The following is a 21,994-nucleotide window of genomic DNA, read 5'->3' on the forward strand; positions in this document are numbered from 1 at the left end:
AACTTTTATTAAAATTACTACAATTTTAAGATTTATTTTGCAGTAATTTTAGAAAAATAAAGTGCTTTTTCTAAAATTAAACGTGTTTTATTAGAAACAGGAGTCATGGGTAAACGTAATGTATCTGATGCGATTAAACCTATTTTTTTAGCTAGCCATTTTATGGGAATAGGATTAGGCTCATGAAAGAGTCCTTGATGTAACGGAATTAGTTTATTATTCATGAATCTAGCTAATTTAAAGTTTTTATTAAGTGCTAGATGACAAATATTACTCATTATTTTTGCAGCGATATTAGCAGTAACTGAGATTACACCATGTCCTCCTAATTGTATAAAATCTAAAAAAGTCGTATCATCGCCACTAATAATAAAAAAATTTTTGTGCACTGAATTTTTGATTTTTTGAACACGTGATAAATCACCGGTTGCTTCTTTTATACCGATAATATTTTTAAATTTCGATAATTTAATGATTGTTTCAGGTATTAAATCGCACCCCGTCCGAATGGGAACGTTATATAGGATTTGAGGTATTTTTGTATTTTCTGAGATTGCTTTAAAATGTTGATATAGTCCTTTTTGCGTAGGACGATTGTAATATGGAGTTACTGTTAAACATGCAGAAATTCCTGTGTTCTCAAATTTTTTAGTTAATAAAATAGCTTCTGATGTTGCGTTAGCACCTGTTCCTGCAATGATTGGAAGACGTTTATTAGTTATTTCTAATGTTAACATTACGACGTTGATGTGTTCTTCTTGGCTAAGAGTAGATGATTCCCCAGTTGTTCCAACAGAAACAATAGCTTTGGTTCCATTATTGATATGATAATTAATTAATTTTTCTAAACTTGTTTCACAAACATGACCATATTCATTCATTGGTGTTATAAGTGCTACAATACTTCCTCTTAACATTTTTTGTTTCTCTTTTTAAATAAACGAATTATAATTATGTATCACAAACATACCTTGAATATTTATTAAATAAAGCTATTTATTATAATTAATATAATAATTTTTATGTAAACTTTGATTAATTTGAGATGTGTAACGTTTATAATTGCATAATGTTTTATAATTTAATAATTTTATTCAAAATATATTAATTTTAGTTAGAAAAACTTTAATAATTTTAAAATGTGTTTTGTTTTCTCATTTAGGTTTTTTGCGTTTGTTGACATATTACAATTTATCATTGATATTTATTTAATTATTGTTTAATTAGTAACTGTAATTTTTAATTATGAATTATAGTAATTTTACTACATTTATTATATGTATATTTAGTTGTTATAGGTTTTTTATAACATGTGTACCGTTTTAGGATTAGAAATATAATATATTACTAAATACTATTTCATAGTTGTTTGATAATATTATATTGAACATTTATATTGTTAATAAGTTTTAGAACATTGTCCTCGATGTCGTAATATATGATCCATAATTGTAATTGACATCATTGCTTCTGCTATGGGTACTGCTCTTAAACCAACACATGGGTCGTGGCGGCCTAGAATAGATATTTTTTGTTCTCGTCCATGTAGATCAATCGTTTTTCCTATTTTTTTTATGCTAGATGTTGGTTTTAATGCTATTGTTGCTATGATGTTTTCTCCATTACTAATTCCACCTAAGATCCCTCCTGCATGGTTATTAGTAAAGCCGTGTTTGTTCATTTCGTCTCTATGTTCACTTCCTTTTTGATTTACGACTGCAAAACCATCTCCGATTTCTACACCTTTAACTGCGTTAATACTCATTAGTGAGTGTGCAAGATCTGCATCTAAACGATCAAAAACAGGTTCACCTAAACCTATTGGCACTTTTTCTGCAATAATTTTTATTTTAGCTCCTATAGAATCTCCTTCTTTTTTTAGTTTTTTAATTAATAAGTTTAAATTGTTTATTTGTTTTACATCAGGACAAAAAAATGGATTTTTTTCAACTTCGTTCCAAGATTTTAGTTTACAAGTTATATTTCCGATTTGTTTTAAATATCCTCGGATTAGAATTCCATATTTTGTATATAGATATTTTTTGGCTATTGCTCCTGCTGCCACGCGCATGACTGTTTCACGAGCAGATGATCTTCCTCCGCCTCGTGGGTCTCTGATGCCGTATTTTTTATAATAAGTAAAATCGGCGTGTCCTGGTCGGAATAGTTTTTGTATGTTATTGTAATCTTGTGATCTTTGGTCTGTGTTTTTAACAGTTAATCCGATACTTGTTCCTGTCGTTTTTCCTTGAAATATTCCCGACAAGATAGTTATTTTGTCTAATTCACGTCTTTGAGTAGTATATTTAGATGTTCCAGGTCGTCTTCGGTCGAGTTCTTTTTGAAAATCATTTTCTGATATTTCTAATCCAGGAGGTGTTCCGTCTATAATACATCCTAGTTTTGGTCCATGTGATTCACCGAATGTAGTTACTCGAAATAATTTTCCAATAGAATTTCCAGCCATATGTAATGTTTCCTGTATAGTTAGGATGTTTATTTTTTTAGAATGGATTTTTAACAAATATTATTAACAATTTTTAGAAAAATAGAATGATTTTGAAATTTTTATTACATCCATTATTTTTTATTAAATATGTTAAAGTATTATATAAAAATGTTTATTTTTTTTAGGAATAATATTCCTAAGATATGTATAGCAGTACTGTTGCGTATTTTTAGCTTAGCATATTAATAGTAATGTATTTATTTTATTAATTTAATTAAAAGGATATTTTGATGTTGTATAATATAGCAAAATTAATTAACTGATTATTGGTACATTTAAAACTTAATGTGTTTGCATTTATTTTTTAATGACGTAACTAATGCTATTTTGGTAATCAACAATGAATAAAAGTGATTCATTATTGTCTAAAGATTTATTTTTATTATATCAAGAATTTAGTGAAATACGTAAAATAAAACAAGATACAGTATTTCAATCTCGGCGTTTTAAATTAGTACAAGATATTAAAATTAAAAAAAATATGTATGAGCAAGATATTCATTATCATTATTTATCTTGTCAAAAATTTCAGATTTCATTTAATCATGATTCTATTTTTTATCTTCGCAATAAAAATTATTTTGATGTATTGAAGAAACTGAAAATAGGAAAATATGTTCCAGAAATAATTTTAGACGTACATGGTTTGAATCAAGATCAAGCAAAAAGGAAGTTAGGAGAATTATTAAATATTTGTCATAAAGAAAATTTATTTTGCGCTAGTGTTATTCATGGACATGGAAGGAATATTTTAAAAAATAAAATACCGATATGGCTTTCACGACATCCAAGTGTAATAGCTTTTTATAAAATACCTAAAAAATTTGGTAGAAGTACAGCAATTTTGTTTTTAATTCATTCTAGTGATTAGTTTTAGTTATTTTTGTTTTTAGTCTTAAGTGTTTTGACATTATTATATATAAATATGAAATGTTAAAATTTTAGTAGTATTTTAGGTTATAAAAATATAAATACTGTTAAAATTTTATTTATTAAGATGAAATCATATTAGGTAATTTGGTATTTTAAACTTTCTTCTTGGAATACATATGTGTAATTAATATTACATTGTTAAGTTGAATATTTAATAAATGTTTGTAATATTCAAATAATTTTTTTAATACATATGGTATATAGTGTTTTTTTGTAGATCTCTTATTTTTTTTATGTATAAAATGTTTTATATGCAATAAGTGATTGGTTTTTATGGTTTTAAGGAATATTTTAATAATGGTTTAAAAAATTTTTAAATTCAAATAATTTAAAAAAAAATAGGCACCTATTCAATATAAATTAGATGTTTATTTGAACATACAACGTATTGCAATTAATTTTAAAATAGGATTACAAGGTAATAAGTATGATTAGTAATAATCGATTGCGGATAGCTATGCAAAAAACTGGAAGGTTGAGTGATGATTCAAAAGATTTATTGACTCGTTGTGGTATTAAAATTAATTTACATAAACAAAAATTAATTGCTTTTGCAGAAAATATGCCTATTGATGTTATGTGTGTTCGTGACGATGATATTCCTGGGTTAGTAATGGATAAAGTTGTAGATATAGGTATTATTGGAGAAAATGTATTGGAAGAAGAAGTACTAAATCGACAAGTTCAATTAGATAATTGTTCATATACAAAATTAAAACGTTTAGATTTTGGAATTTGTAGATTGTCGTTAGCTGTTCCAATAAATATAGAATACAATAATATTCATTGTTTAAATCACACTAGAATTGCTACTTCATATCCGCATTTGCTAAAACGATATTGTGACAAAAAAAAACTTACATTTAAATCATGTATGTTAAATGGATCGGTAGAAGTTGCTCCTCGTGCGGGATTATCAGATGCTATTTGTGATTTAGTTTCAACTGGAGCAACATTGGAAGCTAATGGATTGCGAGAAGTTGAAGTTATTTTTTTTTCTAAAGCTTGTGTTATTTGTAAAACAGGATTTATCTCGCTTGAAAAAAAAAATGTTATAGATAAATTGATGACACGTATTCAAGGTGTGATTAAAGCACGAGAATCAAAGTATATTATGTTGCACGCTCCTATTGAAAAATTAGAAAAAGTTATGAATTTATTGCATGGAGCTGAAAATCCAACAATACTAAAATTAGCTGGAGATAATACTCGTGTTGCTATGCATATGGTAAGTAGCGAAACGCTATTTTGGGAAACTATGGAAAAATTAAAGTTATTAGGTGCTAGTTCTATTTTAGTGTTACCAATTGAAAAAATGATGGAGTAGATCATATGGAAGTATATATTCCAATTATTTATTGGAAAAGTTGTAGTGAGAAAGAAAAAAGAGAAATATTATTTAGGCCTGTTGTAAATGATAACAGCCAAATTAAGGAAGTGGTAAAAGAAATTATTACTAATGTAAAAAATAGTGGAGATAAAGCATTATACGATTATACTAAAACTTTTGATAAAATTCGATTAGAATCTATTCAAGTTTCGTATGGTGAAATCGTTGATTCAGATTCTTTTGTGAATGAAGAAATTCAAAAATCTATAAGTGTAGCTAAAAATAATATCAAAATTTTTCATGAGAAACAGACACATAATGTAGTTAATATTGAAATACAACCAGGAGTGTTTTGTCGACAAATAATTAGGCCTATACAATCAGTTGGTTTATACATTCCAGGAGGTTGTGCGCCTTTGGTATCTACAGTATTGATGTTGGCTATTCCAGCTAAAATAGTTGGGTGTAAAAACATTATTTTATGTTCACCACCTCCAATAACTAAAGAAATCTTATACGCTAGTAAAATATGCGGAATTCATAATATATTTCAAGTTGGTGGTGCACAAGCAATTGCTGCAATGGCGTTTGGAACAAAAACTATACCAAAAGTCAATAAAATTTTTGGTCCAGGAAACGTTTATGTTACAGAAGCAAAATTGCAAATAAATGCGTTGTTAAATGATTTATCCATTGACATGTTAGCTGGCCCATCTGAAATATTAATTATTGCTGATTTTAAAGCAAATGCATGCATTATTGCTTCGGATTTTTTGTCTCAAATGGAACATGGAATTTATTCGCAGGCAATATTAGTAACTCCAAGTTACGATTTAGCTTGCAATGTTATTTTTGAAATTAACATACAACTAAAAAATTTGTCGCGTAAAAAAGTAATTAATAAATCGTTAAAATATAGTAGGATAATTGTTACTAAAACTTTATTAGAGTGTTTTGAAATATCTAATTTATATGCTCCTGAACATTTAATAATTCAATGTGAAAATTCGAATAGATTATTAGTTTATGTTATAAATGCAGGTTCTATATTTTTGGGGCGTTGGTCAGCGGTAGCAAGCGGAGATTATGTAACTGGAACAAATCATGTTTTGCCAACGTATGGTAGTGCAATTGTAAATTCAGGATTAACGGTAATGGATTTTCAAAAGATAATTTCGGTACAAAAATTAGATCAACAAGGATTAATAGATGTTTCATCTTCTATTATATCTTTATCTGAAGTAGAACGTATGGATGCGCATACAAATTCTATTAAACAAAGACTAATTGCATTACAGGATGTAAAATAATATGGATATTAAAAAGTTAGTACGAAAAAACATATTGCAATTAGTTCCTTACCAGTCAGCACGTAGTATTGGTGGAAATGGGGATGTTTGGTTAAACGCAAATGAGTTTCCTATTTCTAGTTGTTTAAGTTTAATTAATATATCTTTAAATAGATATCCAGAATTTCAACCTAAAAAGTTATTGAACGCATATGCATTTTATTTGGGGATTTGTTCGGAAAAGATATTAGTTACTAGGGGTTCTGATGAAGCGATTGAGTTATTAATTAAAACTTTTTGTGAACCTAGAAAAGATAAAATTATGTATTTTCCGCCTACATATGATATGTATGATATTAGTGCTAAAATTTTAAATGTGGAAAGCATTGGCATACCTTTATTGAAATCTTTTCAATTAGATTTAAATTTAATTTTTAGAAATATATGTGGTGTTAAATTAATTTATTTATGTAATCCTAATAATCCTACTGGAAATTTAATTAAAAAACAGGATATTATTGCGCTATTAACATATACTAAAGGGAAAGCATTAATAGTTGTGGATGAAGCATACATAGAATTTTGTGCTATGCATAGTATAGTTCAGCTAATTGAAAAATATTCTAATTTAGTTGTTTTAAGAACTTTATCTAAAGCTTTTTCTTTAGCTGGCTTGCGTTGTGGTTTTTTATTATCTAATTCTAATATTATAAAAATGTTATCTAAAGTAATTAATCCTTATCCTATATCTTTACCTGTTTCAGATCTTGCTACGCAATCTTTGAGTAAAAAAAATATTGATATCATGAATTCTAGAGTATTAGATTTAAATAAAACTCGTGTATGGTTCGTAAAGCAGTTAAGAACAATGTATTGTATTAATACTATTTTTGATAGTGTAGCTAATTATTTTTTGGTAAAGTTTCATGATTCTAAGTTGGTGTTTAAGGAATTGTGGGAGAATAAAGTTATTGTAAGAGATCAAAATAAAAAAACAAATTTAAAAAATTGCATACGAATATCTGTCGGTACACGTTTAGAATGTTTTGAAGTGATTCGAATTTTAGAAAGAATAGATCGTTTATATAAAAATGTTAGGAGATAATGTGTCTGAAAAAGTTTTATTCATTGATCGTGATGGTACGTTAATTTCTGAACCCTTAGATAATTTTCAAGTAGACAGTTTTGATAAATTAGAATTTAAACAAGATGTTATTTCTTCATTAATTACATTAAAAAAATTTAATTACAAATTTGTTATGGTTACTAATCAAGATGGTTTAGGATCAAAAAATTTCCCTTATAAAAGTTTTATAAGACCTCATGAATTTATGATAGATGTATTTTTATCTCAAGGTATAAAATTTGAAGAAGTGTTGATTTGTCCACATGAGTTAAAGAGTGGTTGCCAATGTAGAAAACCTAATTTAGGAATGGTTCAGCATTGGTTATTGAATGATATGTTAGATAAGCAGCATTCTTGTGTTATAGGTGATAGAAAAACTGACATGATTTTAGCTAATAATATGGGGATTTTGGGAATACGCTATGGAACAAAGCAAGGTAATTCATGGAGTGATATTGTATTTAAGTTAACAAAAAAACATGATAGACATGCCAAAGTAGTTCGTAATACTAAAGAAACTAATGTAAGTATAGAAGTATGGTTAGACAAGCAAGGAGGTAGTTTAATAAACACTGGATTGAATATGTTTAATCATATGTTAGATCAAATAGCAGTACATAGTTGTATTCGAATGAAAATTATTTCGAGTGGTGATATTTGTGTTGATGATCATCATACAGTAGAAGATGTAGGAATTGTTTTAGGTAAAGCTATTTTAAAAGCTTTAGGTAATAAACTAGGTATTAATAGGTTTGGTTTTGCATTGCCTATGGATGATAGTTCTAGTTATTGTTTGTTAGATATTTCCGGTCGGCCTTTTCTAAAATTTCGTTCATATTTCAAACATCAATATATAGGAGATATGAGTTCGGAAATGGTTAGACATTTTTTTCAATCTTTAGCCTTTGCTATGAAATGCACTTTGCATTTACGAAGCATGGGAATTAATGATCATCATCGTTTAGAAAGTTTATTTAAAGTTTTTGGAAAAACGTTAAAACAAGCGATTGTTGTTAGTGGAAAAAATTTACCGAGTTCTAAGGGATTGCTATAAATGAGCATTGTAATTATAAATACCGGTTGTGCTAATTTATCATCTTTAAAATATGCTATTCAAAGATTAGGCTACAATGTTATTATTACTAGTAATCATAAAAATATATTAAATGCTAAAAAAGTATTCTTGCCTGGTGTTGGCACTGCATTTTCAGCTATGAAGATGTTAAATCAATTTAAATTAAAAGATGTTCTTTATAAATATCAACAGCCAGTGTTAGGAATTTGTTTAGGAATGCAATTACTGTGTTCGTTTAGTAGTGAAAATAATGGTATTAAAATGTTAGATATAATTCATGCTCCTGTTAACATTTTAAAATCTAATAAGTTTCCCTTACCCCATAATGGTTGGAATAATGTCAGTGTTTGTGATGAAAATCCATTGTTTATTGGTATTAAAAACAATTCTAAATTTTATTTTTTGCATAGTTATGCATTGTATGAAAATGATTATATGATAGCTAAAACATTTTATAATGTTTATTTTAGCGCAGCAGTACGTAAAGAAAATTTTTTTGGTGTTCAATTTCATCCAGAAAAATCTGGTTTAGTAGGCTTACAATTATTAAAAAATTTTTTGGAGATATAAATATTGATTATTCCATCTATTGATTTAATTGAAGGTAATATTGTTAGATTGTATCAGGGAAATTATGATACTAAAACATTTTATCAAAATAATATTTATGATATTGCATTAAAGTATTATAACCAAGGTGCAAAAATAGTACATTTAGTAGATTTAGATGGTGCATTATGTCCAAATAATAAACAAACATCTTTAATTAAAAATTTACTTAATTATTTTAATTTTCATATTCAGGTTGGTGGTGGAATACGTAGTTATAAAGATGTAGAAACATTGTTATTAAATGGTGCTAAGAGAGTGGTTATAGGTTCTTCGGCAATAAATAATATAACAGAAGTAGAAAAATGGTTGTTAGAGTTTGGATATAAATCTATTGTTTTAGCATTAGACGTATATGTTCGGAATAATGGATATAAAGAAGTGGTTATTAATGGATGGAAAAATCGGTCTAATGTTAGTTTAGAAAGCGTATTAGAGAGGTTTAGTACATTAGGTATAAAATATGTATTGTGTACTGATGTTAAAAAAGATGGAACGTGTTTAGGTCCTAATTTTACTTTGTATAAGAATATTTCTAAATTATTTAAAAATGTTTGTTTTCAGTTATCTGGAGGAATTGGAACTATTAGTGATGTTATTTCTGCTAAGAAGTCTGGAATTAAAGACATTATTATAGGGCGGGCATTATTAGAAAACAAATTTAGTTTATTGGAGGCTATTCGATGTTAGCTAAACGAATAATTCCATGTCTAGATGTGAAATCTGGAATAGTAGTTAAAGGAGTACAATTTAGAAACCATGAAATTGTTGGCGGTATTTTATCTTTAGCAAAGCGTTATACTCAAGAAGGTGCTGATGAATTAGTATTTTATGATATTGAGGCTTCATCTAATAATAGATTGATAAAAAAAAAATGGGTTTCTCAGATAGCAGAGATAATTAATATTCCATTTTGTGTAGCTGGTGGTATACAAACTATTCAAGATGTACAAAGTATTTTATCTAGTGGTGCTGATAAAATATCTATTAATTCTCCTGCTATATCAGATCCTTATTTAATTAGTCGTATTGCAGATCGTTTTGGAGTTCAATGTGTTGTTGTAGGTATAGATTCTTGGTTTAATAAAGAAGAATCTCAATATTATGTATATCAATACACTGGTGACAATACGAAAACTATTAAAACCTCTTGGAAGACGTGTGATTGGGTACAAAAAGTACAGGCATTAGGTGCTGGGGAAATAGTGTTAAACGTTATGAATCAAGATGGAATGAAAAATGGATATGATTTAGTTCAATTAAAAAAAATTCGTAAAATATGTAATGTTCCCTTAATTGCTTCAGGTGGCGCAGGAGACTATTTTCACTTTTATGATGTTTTTAATGAGGCAAAAGTTGACGGTGCGTTAGCAGCGTCTGTATTTCATAATCGTATTATAAAAATTAATCAGCTTAAAAAATTTTTAATGAAAAAGGGTTTAGAAATTAGAGTATGTTAAAAAAAATAAATTTTATAGATATTAATTGGAATAAAGTAGATAATATGTTACCAGTGGTTATACAACATAATTTATCTGGAAAAGTGTTAATGCATGGATATATGAATCAAGAAGCTTTAAAGAGAACTCAAAATGAAGGTATAGTTACTTTTTATTCACGTACTAAACAACGTTTGTGGACTAAAGGTGAAACTTCTAAAAACTTTTTGTATGTTACAGATATACGGTTAGATTGCGATCAAGATGCATTATTAATTTTTGTTCGTCCAGTAGGAAAAACATGTCATTTGAATCATGTTAGTTGTTTTCAAGTACCTTCCGAAAATTTGTTTTTTTTACATGATTTAGATTGTATGTTGAAATTTAAAAAGCATTATGGTTTAGAAAATTCTTATACTTTTAATTTGCATAAAAATGGAGTTAATAGAATCGCTCAAAAAGTTGCTGAAGAAGCAATAGAAACAGCTATTTCAGCAGTATCGAAAAATAAAGTGGAATTGATTAATGAATCTTCGGATTTAGTTTATCATTTATTAGTATTGCTACATAGTTACGATTTAGATTTGTATGATGTAATAAAAAATTTAAAAATGAGAAGTAATAAGCAAGTGTAGTGTTGTTTTGTATGTTGTATTGTTTTTTAAAGATATTTTTTTGACAGGTTAGTTTTTGTTACAATTAATTATCTAATTCATATTAGCATTTTGCGTGTTTTTAAGTTAATGTAATAAGTTTATGAATAAATTGTGGAGTGTATAAAGTATATTATGGCTAAGCAACAAATTGGTGTTATAGGTATGGCGGTAATGGGACGTAATTTAGCATTAAATATGGAACGAAATCAATATACAGTATCTATATTTAATCGATCATTAGATATTACTGAGAAGATTATATTAAATAATCCTAACAAAAATTTATTTCCATTTTTTTCTATAAAAGATTTTGTTCTTTCTTTAATAGTACCTAGATGTATTGTATTAATGATAAAATCAGGAGTAGCTACTGACGATACGATTAAATCGCTAATTCCTTATTTAAGCAAAGGAGATATTATTATTGATGGTGGAAATACATTTTATAAAGATACTATTCAACGTGGTTATGAATTATTAAAAATAGGAGTAAATTTAATTGGAGCTGGTTTTTCAGGAGGAGAAAAAGGTGCATTATATGGTCCGTCAATCATGCCAGGTGGTCGTCAAGAAGCTTATAATTATGTATCACCTATTTTAAAAAAAATAGCTTCAAATTCTGAAGGAATACCATGTGTTACGTATATTGGTCCTGATGGATCTGGTCATTATGTTAAAATGGTTCATAATGGTATTGAATATGGTGATATGCAACTGATAGCTGAATCTTATTTTATTTTAAAAACATTGTTGCGACTAGACAATCAAAGCATTTCAAAAATTTTTGATATTTGGAATCAAGGAGAATTAAACAGTTATTTAATTGATATCACTAAAGATATTTTAATTAAAAAGGATGATCAGAATAATTATTTAATAGATTGTATATTAGACGAAGGAAGTAGCAAAGGAACAGGTACTTGGACCACTAAAAGTGCTTTAGATCTGAATGAACCGTTAACTCTAATTACTGAATCAGTTTTTTTTAGGTATTTATCTTCATTAAAATCTCAACGTTTATTAGCGTCTAAGATATTGTGTGGTCCTAAAGATTTTTTTATAGTTTTGAATCGCGATGATTTTATTGAAAAAATTCGACAGGCTTTATATTTAGGAAAAATAATTTCATATGCTCAAGGATTTTCACAATTAAATAGTGCATCTCAAAAATATAATTGGAATTTAAAGTTAGGTGAAATTTCTAGAATTTTTCAATCAGGATGTATTATTCGAGCAAAATTACTTAAAAATATTACTCAAGAATATTCTAGTAATAATAATTTTGTTAATTTATTACTTACACCTTATTTCAGAGAAATTGCTAATACATATCATAGTTCGTTACGTGAAATCGTGTCTATTTCAGTTAAATATGGAATTCCTATACCTGCTTTGTCATCTGCTATTTCATATTTTGATAGTTATAGATCGGCATTCTTACCTTCTAATTTAATTCAGGCACAACGAGATTTTTTTGGAGCACACACGTATAAAAGAATTGATAAATCAGGAATTTTTCACACTAATTGGTATTCTTAATTTAAAAATTTTTATTTTTATTTTTATTATGTTTATATTGATGTTAGAGAAATATTGTAAAAGTTAGTTTTATTTTAATTAAATTTTATTTATTTTTATATGCAAGTAAAGTTTTGAATATGATGAAAAAATATAACATATTTAAAATTAAACAATTTATTGTTTAAACATTAATATTTTAGATTTTAAGTTTATATAAAAATAGTTTTAAAAATTTTTGTAAAATTTTGTACTATTATTAGTATTTTGCGTTATTTTATTTAGAATCATATTGTTGTTGCGTATTTAAAGAAGGTTAGTATTAATGAGATTAAGTGATAGAGATATAGAATTGTGGATTAAAAATAAAAAATTAGTTATCGAACCTATTCCTAATAAAGAGTTAATTCACGGTGTTACTATAGATGTTCGTTTAGGTAATGAATTTTATACTTTTTGTAATAAATTTAACAAAAACATTGATTTAAGCAAGTCTCGTAATGAAATTTCTAAAATTTTAAAAAAAGTAATGAATAAAAAACACATTATTCCTAACGATCATGTTTTTTTATTAAAGCCAGGTATGTTTGTTTTAGCAATTACTCTTGAAAAAATATTTTTACCAAATAATTTAGTAGGGTGGTTGGATGGACGTTCTTCTTTGGCACGTTTAGGATTGATGATTCATGCTACATCGCATCGTATAGATCCAGGTTGGGGAGGTAATATTGTTTTAGAGTTTTTTAATTCTAGTAATATGATTTTGTCCTTATGTCCAGGGATGTTAATTGCTGCTGTAAGCTTTGAAATTTTATCTAGTCCTTCTATACGTCCTTATAATATTAGAAAAAATGCAAAATATTTTAATCAAAGTGAAGTTACGTTTAGTCGAATAGATCAAGATTGAATTAATATTTGTATTTTTATATATTAGTATATACAATAATTATATTAAATATATTCTATCTTTTATTTTTTATAGATACTTTAATTAAATTTAAATAATACATGAAAAAAAGAATTTTAGTTACTTGTGCTTTTCCATATGCTAATGGTTCTTTGCATATAGGACATTTTTTAGAACATATTCAAGCTGATATTTGGGTGCGTTATAAAAAAATGCGAGGACATGAGGTTTGGTTTATTTGTGCAGATGATGCTCATGGAACACCAATAATGTTAAAATCTCAGAGTTTAAAAATGTCGCCTGAAAGTTTTATTTCTGATATTTATAAAGATCATGTTAATGATTTAGAAAAATTTAATATAAATTATGATAATTATTATTCTACACATAGTTCGGAGAATTCTTATTTTTTAAAAAAAATTTATCATATTTTAGATAAAAAAGGATTAATTCAAACAAGAAATATATTTCAGTTATTTGATAATACAAAAAGGGTTTTTCTTCCAGATCGTTTCGTAAAAGGGGCATGTCCTATATGTCATACAAAGGATCAATATGGAGATCATTGTGAAGTATGTGGTTCGTCTTATTCTGCGGTGGAATTGATTAAACCTGTGTCTATGTTGTCAGGAAATTGTCCGATACTCAAAAAATCTTTGCATTTTTTTTTTAATTTGCCGTATTTTGAGAGTATGTTACGTTCTTGGGTTATGTCAGGCGTTTTACAAGCGTCAGTTGTAAAAAAATTAGATGAATGGTTTAAATTAGGACTTAGAGAATGGGATATTTCTAGAGATTCACCTTATTTTGGGTTTAATATTCCTGGTTTTTTAGATAAATATTTTTATGTATGGTTAGATGCTCCTATTGGCTATATTAGTACTTTTAAAAATCTATGTACTCAAAGAAATAATTTGAATTTCTTAGATTTTTGGAAGAAAAATTCAGAATGTGAATTATATCAGTTTATTGGTAAGGATATTGTGTATTTTCATAGTTTGTTTTGGCCATCTATATTAGAAGCTAGTAATTTTAGGAAACCAACTAAAATTTTTGTACATGGTCATGTGACTATTAATGGATTAAAACTTTCTAAATCTAGGGGAGATTGTATTTTAGCCAAAAATTGGATTAAAAATTTAGATTCAGACAGTTTGCGTTACTATTATGCAAGTAAACTATCTTCTAAAATTCAGGATATTGAGGTTAATGCTAAACATTTTCTTTATAAGATAAATTCTGACGTCGTTAATAAAATAGTAAATTTAGCTTCTAGAGTGTCTAGTTTTATAAATATTTATTTTAATAACGAATTATCATCTCGGATTGATGATTTAGCGTTGTATAAAAGATTTGTTACTTCGTCTTCTTATATAGAAAAAATGTTAGAAAATTGTGAGTTTAATTCAGCTATCAGTATGGTCATATCATTGGCAGATATTGCTAATAGTTATGTAGATAATAAAAAACCGTGGAATTTGACAAAAAATATTAAAAATAGTAATACTTTACATGATATATGTACTACGGTTCTAAATTTATTTAGAATCTTAATGACATGGTTAAAACCCGTTATGCCAGATTTAGCGAAAAATTCTGAAAAGTTTTTGAATATTAAATTAGAATGGGCTAATATTTGTATTCCTTTACTAAATCATAAAATTTCAATTTTTAAAGCTCTTCGTCATAGGATAGAAGATAAACAAATAAAATTTTTATTACCAAATAATTTTGAGTAATATTACGAATTATTATTTATTTTAAAACGTATTTATGTTTTAAATTTTTTTAGACAATAATGTTATGGATTGAGCTAATCCATGATAATTTTAAGTTTTTTTCGTTATTACTTTTTTTGTGGGTATTAGAAACAAATAAACCTAGTGCACATATAAATTTATTGTTATAAAATATTAAGGGTATTTTTTTTCTATACCATGGTGGTAGTTTATATTCTTTGAAGATTGTTTTGAGTTTTTTGTGCTTAGTATTTTTTGTTATTAACACTTTATGTGATGTGTAAAATCTAATATTGATTGTTTCATTATTATTGGGATGAGGTAGTGTAGTTCCAAAATCATTTTGAACAATATTTCCCAATTGAAATGGGAGTGTTAATTTCTTTTGCGTATTGTTCCAAATAAGAATTATGTTTTCGATTCGGGGAATTTTTTTAGTCCAATATAGATGATTATTATATCTTCTTATTTGATAATTTTTGATTATAATTTTTGGTTGAGAATCGATTTTAGAAAATATAACTTTATTGTAAATTTCTTTTACAATTTTAAACGTTGGCATTGTATTTTGGTTTATTTTAATCCAATGTCTTAAAATAATACTGCATATATTTTTATCTATATATCTAAAATTTGAAATATTTAAAATAGAATTTAATACTAGGTATTTATTTAACTTTTTTTTTATTTCTTGTTTTAAAATTTTTTTTTCTATATTTAATATTTCGATACTTCTAGAACAATTTTTTTCAAAATACGGCCATCTATTTTTTAGTTTCGGTATAATGTTAAGTCTTAAGAAGTTTCGATCATGTTTGGTATCATTATTACTAGTATCTTCTATCCAATGTATTTTATGTTTATATATCCACGTTTTAATATCTTCTCTAGATATTTTTAAGAGTGGTCTAACAATTTTTATTTTATAGATTGTGTTTAATTTATATGACATACTACTTAATCCTGTAATTCCGCTTCCTCTCTTTAATGCTAATAACATAGTTTCGCATTGATCATTTAGATTATGTCCTGTTGCAAGAACTTCTTTTGGTTTTATAATTTTATATATAGCTTGATATCTTTTTTTTCGTGCTATTTCTTCAATTCTGTTTTTATTTGAATTGATGGTAATTTTTTTTATGATGATTGGTATATTGTGATTTATACATATTTTTTTGCAATGATCGCTCCATTTTTCTGAATCAGGATGTAATTGGTGATTAATATGAATAGCTCTAAATGTAAAATTTAGATTATTTTTTTTTAGTTTTAATAATTGATATAGTAAAAATGTAGAGTCTATACCACCGCTATATGCTAATAAAATGTTAAGTATGTTAGTATTTTTTATAAAATCTTTGAGCATATAAGTGATTTTTAAAAATTAAGATAGTTGTTTTTAATTTTTGAGTTTATAGTTTTAGATATTTAATTGGTATGTCCGAGTGGAATTGAACCACTGACTTCCATCATGTCATGATGGCACTCTACCTGACTGAGTTACGGACATGTTGTGTAAAATAACTTATTTGATGAATTTTGTATTTAGATATAGAGTTTAACAAACAAAATATTGGAAATCAATGTTTTTAAAATAGGACTTATTATTTTTTTTGTAAAATATAAATTCGAAATAATATCATTATTGATGATGTTATTAATGCAATCAAGATTCCGTACCAAAATCCAATAGCTCCCATGTGTGGTACAATATAATTAGTTAATGCCAAAAAATATCCGAAGGGAAAACCTACTATCCAATATGATGTGCAGGTTATAATAAAAATTATATTAGTATCTTTGTAACTTCGTAAAATACCATTACCAATTATTTGAAAAAAATCAAAAATTTGGTAACTAGCTGTTATGAATAACATTTGTTTAGTTAATTTTATTATATTAGCGTTTTTAGTATATAATGTTATTATTTGGTAATGAAATAGTATGATAAATGTTGATATTGTAGTAGAGATAATTAATCCTATAATTTGTGATGATAGAATAATAGTAGAAATTTTGGAGAAAGATTTTTTTCCTAAATAAAATCCTAGTCTAATACTAGCAGCAGTAGCAATGGACAATGGCAAAATAAAAATAGTAGAACTAATATTTAAGGCAATTTGGTGTGCGATTATTTGAAAGGTTTCCATTGATGCTATTAATAAAGTTATTAAAGTAAACAGAGTTATTTCACAGAATAATGATAGAGCAATTGGAAATCCCATTTTAAATAAATTCCAAATTATTTTGTAATTGGGAAGATACATTTCTAGATTTGAAATATTTTTATTTTTGATATTATAATTAATTAATATATCATTTTTTGTAATTTTTTTCATTGCGATGAACATAAACCAATATACTATAATAGCAGATATGCCGCATCCTGTACTTCCATAATTAAAACAATGAAATTTTTCTGAAATTAATGTATAACTTACTACTATATTAAATAGTAGTCCAATTAGCCCTATAACCATAGCTGGTTTGGGTTTTAGTAAACCTTCGCATTGGTTTTGAATAACTTGAAAATATAAGTATCCAGGTGTACTCCATAATAAAATTCTAATGTATTTAATGCTTTCTTGTTCTATTATTGGATTTACTTGACTAATTGTGTGTATAATTACATCGGAATTCCATAAAACAATCATAATAACTAGTGATATTAATGTTGCTAACCAATATGCATTGTTAATTTGTTCTGGAATTTTATTGATTTTTCCAGATCCATGAATACGCGATACGGTTGGTACTAATGATAATAGTAATCCGTGTCCAAATAAAATAATAGGTGACCAAATTGAAATTCCAACTGAAATAGCTGCGATGTTATTTTCTTTAAGATGTCCTATCATAATACTATTTATAAGACTCATGCTGGTTTGTGAAATTTGAGCTAAAAAAATTGGAATAGTAATTTTTAATAACATTTTTATTTCATGTAAATGTTTTTTCATTTTTATACCTATTTATATTTTAGACGTTAGAATCTAAATAGAAATTTTTTAGTGTTTTATTTATTATTGTTGTGTATTAGTTTAAAGATTGTTTTATTAGTGTCAGTATAGTGAATAATACAATTTGATGTTTAAAAAAAAATTTATAAAATATAATTAAGATTATAAATAGATTGTTTTGTTTATTATTATTTTTATAGTTTCGTATATGATTTTTATATAGTGTTTTTACTTAAAATGTTAGTTTTTAATTATAAAAATAATAATGGTTAGGGTGTTAATTACGTTTAATTATAATTTCAGGAAAATATGTATGTTTACTGGTATTGTTCGTGGTCTTGGAAAGGTTGTTAAAATACTTAAAGAAAAAAAGATTTCTCAATGGGAAGTAGAAACGTCTAATGAGTTAGTAAAAAATTTAATGTTAGGTGCTTCTATTTCATGTAATGGATGTTGTTTAACTGTTCGAAATATTTTTCGAACTATTTTTTGTGTAGATATTGTAGAAGAAACTTTAAGATCTACTAGTTTAAATACTATTATAGTTGGTCAATATATTAATTTAGAAAGATCTATAAAATTTGGTGAAGAAGTGGGTGGTCATTTAGTTTCTGGACATATTATAACAACTGGAGTAGTATCCGATAAAAAAGAATTATTTTCAAATCAAGAATTATGGATTTCTTTAAGCGCGTCCTTTTTTATAAAGTATTTTTTTTACAAGGGTTTTGTTTGCGTTGATGGTATTAGTTTAACAATTGGATCTATAAAAAATAACGCATTTTGCGTTTTTTTAATTCCAGAAACAATACTGCGTACCACTATAGGACAAAAAATTATAGGAGATGTAGTTAATATTGAAATAGATTTTTATACTCAGATTACTGTAGATAGCGTAGAACGTTTACTTAAAGTTCATCCTAGTAAATTTATTAATTGTATTGATATATAGGGTGATATTTTTTGTAAAAATTAATAAACTTGTATTTTTTGAATAGAGTTTTAATTTTTATTTTAAGATTTAAATTTTTTAATTTGTATATAAAATATTGTTTTAGTAATAAATTAATATTAGTTTACTTAGATTTTAGTATATCATTATAAATAAAAATTAGTTTTAAGGTGTAAAATTAAAATAGTTTTTTTTAAGTATCTATAGAAAAATTTTATGATTTTAAAATGTAACTTTATTTTAAAGATATAATCTATGTGTTTTTAAACTTGTTTTTAAATATTTAAATTTGGATTTAATGGTGATGCATTTTTTTTTGCTTTTTGTAAGTAATATACTTATTAATAATTTTATATTAGTTAGATTTCTTGGATTGTGTCCTTTCATGGGAATTTCTAGAACAATAGATTCAGCTATAGGAATGGGATTAGCAACTACATGTGTGATTGTTTTTGTTTCAATAATTTCATGGTTAATCAATTTTTATATTTTAATCCCTTTTCATTTGATTCATCTTTGCACGATGACGTATATGTTGATAATAGCAGTAAGTGTACAGATTTTTGAAATTATAGTGAAAAAAGTAAGTTCTACTTTATATCGATTATTAGGTATATATTTGCCATTAATAACAACTAATTGTTCTGTATTAGCAATACCCTTAATGAACACTAAATTAAATTCTAATTTTATAGAATCGGTTTTATATGGGTTTAGTTCTTCTTTGGGTTTTTTTTTGGTATTAGTAATATTTTCTAGTATACGAGAACGTATTTCTGAATCTGATGTACCCATGTATTTTCGAGGTTATCCAATTGCATTAATTACAGCTAGCTTATTAGCTATTGCTTTTATGGGATTTGATGGATTAATTAAATTTTAATTATTTTTTATATGATAATATCTATAATTATATTTAGCATTTTAAGTTTTATATTAGGCGTGATAGTGAGTCTTGTTTCTTGTTTTTGTAAAGTTAAATCGAATCTATCTTTGATTAATGATATTGACGAATTATTACCTCAAATGCAATGCGCGCAATGTGGTTATCCTGGGTGTTATGCGTATTCTCAGGCTATTGTTGATGGTAACGAAAATATTTATAAGTGTATTCCAGGAGGTAAAGAAGTAGTTTTAAAGTTAGAAAACTTACTTAATAAAAGTGATCATAGAGGTAATTTTTTAGAAAGTTTAGAAGATAGCGTTACGTATAGCATAGTAGAAATAGATGAAAACAATTGTGTTGGTTGTTCTAAATGTAGATTAGTTTGTCCTGTAGACGCTGTAGTCGGAACTTATAATTTTAGACATACAGTACTTATAGATTCTTGTACTGGATGTAATCTTTGTATACCTTTGTGTCCAACTAATTGTATTAAAAAAAAAATAATGTTCTATGAATAGCATTTATAATAATTATTATGTACAAATTTATTAAATATATATCAATTTATATAAAGAAATTATTTTTTTTAAATATAAGCTTTTTTAAAAAAGTGATTTCTATTTTTCAAGTAGATAATATACTTTTTTTAAAAAAAAGCAGTCAAGAATTATTAAAACTTAGCAGGGTAACATTGCCTAAAAAATTTTTTGTTTTGATAAATTCTGAGGTATTAAATAGGGGTAAATTATGTGTTCGAAAAGGTGATTTAGTCTTACGTGGTCAAACGTTGACGTTAGGATGTGGTAATATAGTTTCAATACATTCACCTACTTCTGGTCGTATTATTGATGTAATAAATAATTATATATTTTTTTTAGATCAATTTTTTGCTGTTGTAATAGTTGAATCAGATGGAAGAGATTTGTGGATTAGTCGAACACCTATATGTAATTATACACAGTTTAGTTCAAAAAAACTAATTAATTTGATTTATCATTCGGGTATACTTGGATTAAGTGGATCAGGTTTTAGTACTTCTAAAAAATTACAATGTGCTGTTGGTAAAGTACATACGTTAGTAGTAAATGCTGTTGAAAGTGAACCTTGTGTTACTTCTGATGATTGTTTAATTCAAAATTTTTCAAAGGAAATAATTGATGGGTGCAAAATTTTAATTTGGATTTTAAAAATTAAAAAAATACTTATTGTTGTTTCAGAAGAAAAAATAATTGCATTTAATGTTTTAAAAAAAAGTGTTATTAATCTAAAAGATTTTGAACTACTCAAAGTAAAAAATAAATATCCTTCTGGAAGTAGTAAAAAGTTAATTCAAATTTTGTTTAATAAAGAAATTCCACAAGGTAAACATGCTATTGATTTAGGTATAATAATGTATAATGTTGCAACTGTTTTTGCAATTAAAAAAGCAATATTAGATGGAGAGCCATTAACTGAGAGAGTAATTACATTGTATGGAGATAAATTTTTACCTTCAAAAAATGTTTTAGTACGTATTGGAACTCCTATTAGCCATTTGATGAAAATTTATAAACTTAATGAGAAAACACTTAAAGTAAATATAGGAGGCCCGATTACAGGATTGTTAATTAGAAATTTTAATTTTTCAGTATTAAAAACGAATAATTGTATTATGTTTGTATCTATTCAAAATAACGAACTTAATAATTTTGAAGAGAAAAATTGTATTCGTTGTGCTGCTTGTTCTTATTCATGTCCAATGAATTTACTTCCAGAACAGTTGTATTGGTATAGTAAACATTCTAATCATGAAAAAACTCAGATATATAATATTCAAGATTGTATTGAATGTGGTATTTGTGAACAGGTATGTCCTAGTGATATTCCGTTAATGAGTTACTATAGGAGAGAAAAAAAACAAATATCTATTGCGAAATTTAAAAATTATCAAATAAAGAAATTTAAAAATTTATTTTTATTACGTAAACAAAGATTAAATAATCTAAATTCTAGAAAAAAAAATACGATTGTATCTCAATACATTGCTCTTAATAAGTTTAATTTTAAGGTATAAATCATATTGTATT

At 26.0% G+C, this 21,994-nt stretch carries 20 protein-coding genes and 1 tRNA gene; 16 read left to right on the forward strand and 5 right to left on the reverse strand.

The window, feature by feature from the left end; all coding sequences use genetic code 11:
- Positions 1-32: 32 nt before the first annotated feature.
- Together dapA and aroC are read right to left on the reverse strand one after the other, a co-directional pair.
- Positions 33-917 carry a 4-hydroxy-tetrahydrodipicolinate synthase gene (gene dapA, locus BBP_RS00460; protein WP_011091226.1) on the reverse strand — a complete coding sequence of 295 codons (885 nt, stop codon included), beginning with the start codon at positions 915-917 and terminating at the stop codon, positions 33-35.
- A 482-nt stretch (positions 918-1,399) separates the two neighbouring features.
- A complete protein-coding gene (gene aroC, locus BBP_RS00465; protein WP_011091227.1) occupies positions 1,400-2,467 on the reverse strand; it encodes a chorismate synthase in 1,068 nt (355 codons plus the stop codon).
- A 382-nt stretch (positions 2,468-2,849) separates the two neighbouring features.
- Here aroC and smrB point away from each other — a divergent pair, with 382 nt between their 5' ends.
- The 12 genes from smrB to metG all read left to right on the forward strand — a co-directional run bounded on the left by smrB (position 2,850) and on the right by metG (position 15,130).
- On the forward strand, positions 2,850-3,380 hold the full coding sequence (gene smrB, locus BBP_RS00470; RefSeq protein ID WP_011091228.1) for an endonuclease SmrB: 531 nt from the start codon (positions 2,850-2,852) through the stop codon (positions 3,378-3,380).
- A gap of 489 nt (positions 3,381-3,869) precedes the next feature.
- Complete coding sequence (gene hisG / locus BBP_RS00475) at positions 3,870-4,769, forward strand: ATP phosphoribosyltransferase (RefSeq protein ID WP_011091229.1); 900 nt, start codon at positions 3,870-3,872, stop codon at positions 4,767-4,769.
- Between the two features lie 5 nt (positions 4,770-4,774).
- Complete coding sequence (hisD, locus tag BBP_RS00480; protein ID WP_011091230.1) at positions 4,775-6,082, forward strand: histidinol dehydrogenase; 1,308 nt, start codon at positions 4,775-4,777, stop codon at positions 6,080-6,082.
- Between the two features lies 1 nt (position 6,083).
- On the forward strand, positions 6,084-7,166 hold the full coding sequence (gene hisC, locus BBP_RS00485) for a histidinol-phosphate transaminase (RefSeq protein WP_011091231.1): 1,083 nt from the start codon (positions 6,084-6,086) through the stop codon (positions 7,164-7,166).
- 1 nt (position 7,167) lies between these two features.
- Positions 7,168-8,241 (forward strand): bifunctional histidinol-phosphatase/imidazoleglycerol-phosphate dehydratase HisB, encoded by a 1,074-nt coding sequence (gene hisB, locus BBP_RS00490; RefSeq protein ID WP_011091232.1) that lies wholly within the window; start codon positions 7,168-7,170, stop codon positions 8,239-8,241.
- Complete coding sequence (gene hisH, locus BBP_RS00495; protein ID WP_011091233.1) at positions 8,242-8,832, forward strand: imidazole glycerol phosphate synthase subunit HisH; 591 nt, start codon at positions 8,242-8,244, stop codon at positions 8,830-8,832. It begins immediately after the preceding gene.
- A gap of 3 nt (positions 8,833-8,835) precedes the next feature.
- Positions 8,836-9,561: a 1-(5-phosphoribosyl)-5-[(5-phosphoribosylamino)methylideneamino]imidazole-4-carboxamide isomerase gene (gene hisA, locus BBP_RS00500; RefSeq protein ID WP_011091234.1), complete on the forward strand. Its 726-nt coding sequence runs from the start codon at positions 8,836-8,838 to the stop codon at positions 9,559-9,561.
- The gene (gene hisF, locus BBP_RS00505) at positions 9,555-10,331 is read left to right on the forward strand and encodes an imidazole glycerol phosphate synthase subunit HisF (RefSeq protein ID WP_011091235.1); all 777 of its coding nucleotides are present in this window, start codon (positions 9,555-9,557) and stop codon (positions 10,329-10,331) included. The genes hisA and hisF overlap by 7 nt, the downstream gene beginning before the upstream one ends.
- Positions 10,325-10,945: a bifunctional phosphoribosyl-AMP cyclohydrolase/phosphoribosyl-ATP diphosphatase HisIE gene (gene hisIE, locus BBP_RS00510; protein WP_011091236.1), complete on the forward strand. Its 621-nt coding sequence runs from the start codon at positions 10,325-10,327 to the stop codon at positions 10,943-10,945. Before hisF ends, hisIE begins: the two co-directional genes overlap by 7 nt.
- A gap of 153 nt (positions 10,946-11,098) precedes the next feature.
- On the forward strand, positions 11,099-12,505 hold the full coding sequence (gndA, locus tag BBP_RS00515; protein WP_011091237.1) for an NADP-dependent phosphogluconate dehydrogenase: 1,407 nt from the start codon (positions 11,099-11,101) through the stop codon (positions 12,503-12,505).
- A 304-nt stretch (positions 12,506-12,809) separates the two neighbouring features.
- A complete protein-coding gene (gene dcd / locus BBP_RS00520) occupies positions 12,810-13,391 on the forward strand; it encodes a dCTP deaminase (RefSeq protein ID WP_011091238.1) in 582 nt (193 codons plus the stop codon).
- 101 nt (positions 13,392-13,492) lie between these two features.
- On the forward strand, positions 13,493-15,130 hold the full coding sequence (gene metG / locus BBP_RS00525) for a methionine--tRNA ligase (RefSeq protein ID WP_011091239.1): 1,638 nt from the start codon (positions 13,493-13,495) through the stop codon (positions 15,128-15,130).
- Between the two features lie 49 nt (positions 15,131-15,179).
- Here the strand turns inward: metG and tilS are convergent, their stop codons facing one another.
- The 3 genes from tilS to BBP_RS00540 form a co-directional block, all read right to left on the reverse strand.
- Positions 15,180-16,496 carry a tRNA lysidine(34) synthetase TilS gene (gene tilS, locus BBP_RS00530; protein ID WP_011091240.1) on the reverse strand — a complete coding sequence of 439 codons (1,317 nt, stop codon included), beginning with the start codon at positions 16,494-16,496 and terminating at the stop codon, positions 15,180-15,182.
- A 67-nt stretch (positions 16,497-16,563) separates the two neighbouring features.
- Positions 16,564-16,640: transfer RNA gene (locus BBP_RS00535), tRNA-Val, on the reverse strand.
- 94 nt (positions 16,641-16,734) lie between these two features.
- Positions 16,735-18,090: an MATE family efflux transporter gene (locus BBP_RS00540; RefSeq protein WP_011091241.1), complete on the reverse strand. Its 1,356-nt coding sequence runs from the start codon at positions 18,088-18,090 to the stop codon at positions 16,735-16,737.
- A gap of 313 nt (positions 18,091-18,403) precedes the next feature.
- Between BBP_RS00540 and BBP_RS00545 the strand changes: the two genes are divergently transcribed.
- From BBP_RS00545 to rsxC, 4 genes are all read left to right on the forward strand, one after another.
- Complete coding sequence (locus BBP_RS00545; protein ID WP_011091242.1) at positions 18,404-19,042, forward strand: riboflavin synthase subunit alpha; 639 nt, start codon at positions 18,404-18,406, stop codon at positions 19,040-19,042.
- Between the two features lie 301 nt (positions 19,043-19,343).
- A complete protein-coding gene (gene rsxA / locus BBP_RS00550; RefSeq protein ID WP_148140864.1) occupies positions 19,344-19,925 on the forward strand; it encodes an electron transport complex subunit RsxA in 582 nt (193 codons plus the stop codon).
- Positions 19,926-19,936: 11 nt separating this feature from the next.
- Entirely contained in the window at positions 19,937-20,446 is a 510-nt protein-coding gene (locus BBP_RS00555; RefSeq protein ID WP_011091244.1) for an RnfABCDGE type electron transport complex subunit B, read from the forward strand.
- A gap of 92 nt (positions 20,447-20,538) precedes the next feature.
- Entirely contained in the window at positions 20,539-21,981 is a 1,443-nt protein-coding gene (rsxC, locus tag BBP_RS00560; protein ID WP_187145695.1) for an electron transport complex subunit RsxC, read from the forward strand.
- The last annotated feature ends 13 nt before the right edge of the window (positions 21,982-21,994 follow it).

It is taken from the genome of Buchnera aphidicola str. Bp (Baizongia pistaciae) (assembly GCF_000007725.1).
Taxonomy (GTDB): Bacteria; Pseudomonadota; Gammaproteobacteria; order Enterobacterales; family Enterobacteriaceae; genus Buchnera_B; species Buchnera_B aphidicola_H.

Bases quoted from the DNA above. Each gene is read 5' to 3' on its own strand.
- BBP_RS00545 (WP_011091242.1), top strand. From the start codon at position 18,404: ATGTTTACTGGTATTGTTCGTGGTCTTGGAAAGGTTGTTAAAATACTT.
- BBP_RS00555 (WP_011091244.1), top strand. From the start codon at position 19,937: ATGATAATATCTATAATTATATTTAGCATTTTAAGTTTTATATTAGGC.
- hisIE (WP_011091236.1), top strand. From the start codon at position 10,325: ATGTTAAAAAAAATAAATTTTATAGATATTAATTGGAATAAAGTAGAT.
- hisH (WP_011091233.1), top strand. From the start codon at position 8,242: ATGAGCATTGTAATTATAAATACCGGTTGTGCTAATTTATCATCTTTA.
- smrB (WP_011091228.1), top strand. From the start codon at position 2,850: ATGAATAAAAGTGATTCATTATTGTCTAAAGATTTATTTTTATTATAT.
- BBP_RS00540 (WP_011091241.1), bottom strand. From the start codon at position 18,090: ATGAAAAAACATTTACATGAAATAAAAATGTTATTAAAAATTACTATT.
- hisC (WP_011091231.1), top strand. From the start codon at position 6,084: ATGGATATTAAAAAGTTAGTACGAAAAAACATATTGCAATTAGTTCCT.
- dcd (WP_011091238.1), top strand. From the start codon at position 12,810: ATGAGATTAAGTGATAGAGATATAGAATTGTGGATTAAAAATAAAAAA.
- metG (WP_011091239.1), top strand. From the start codon at position 13,493: ATGAAAAAAAGAATTTTAGTTACTTGTGCTTTTCCATATGCTAATGGT.
- hisD (WP_011091230.1), top strand. From the start codon at position 4,775: ATGGAAGTATATATTCCAATTATTTATTGGAAAAGTTGTAGTGAGAAA.
- aroC (WP_011091227.1), bottom strand. From the start codon at position 2,467: ATGGCTGGAAATTCTATTGGAAAATTATTTCGAGTAACTACATTCGGT.
- hisG (WP_011091229.1), top strand. From the start codon at position 3,870: ATGATTAGTAATAATCGATTGCGGATAGCTATGCAAAAAACTGGAAGG.
- tilS (WP_011091240.1), bottom strand. From the start codon at position 16,496: ATGCTCAAAGATTTTATAAAAAATACTAACATACTTAACATTTTATTA.
- dapA (WP_011091226.1), bottom strand. From the start codon at position 917: ATGTTAAGAGGAAGTATTGTAGCACTTATAACACCAATGAATGAATAT.
- gndA (WP_011091237.1), top strand. From the start codon at position 11,099: ATGGCTAAGCAACAAATTGGTGTTATAGGTATGGCGGTAATGGGACGT.
- hisF (WP_011091235.1), top strand. From the start codon at position 9,555: ATGTTAGCTAAACGAATAATTCCATGTCTAGATGTGAAATCTGGAATA.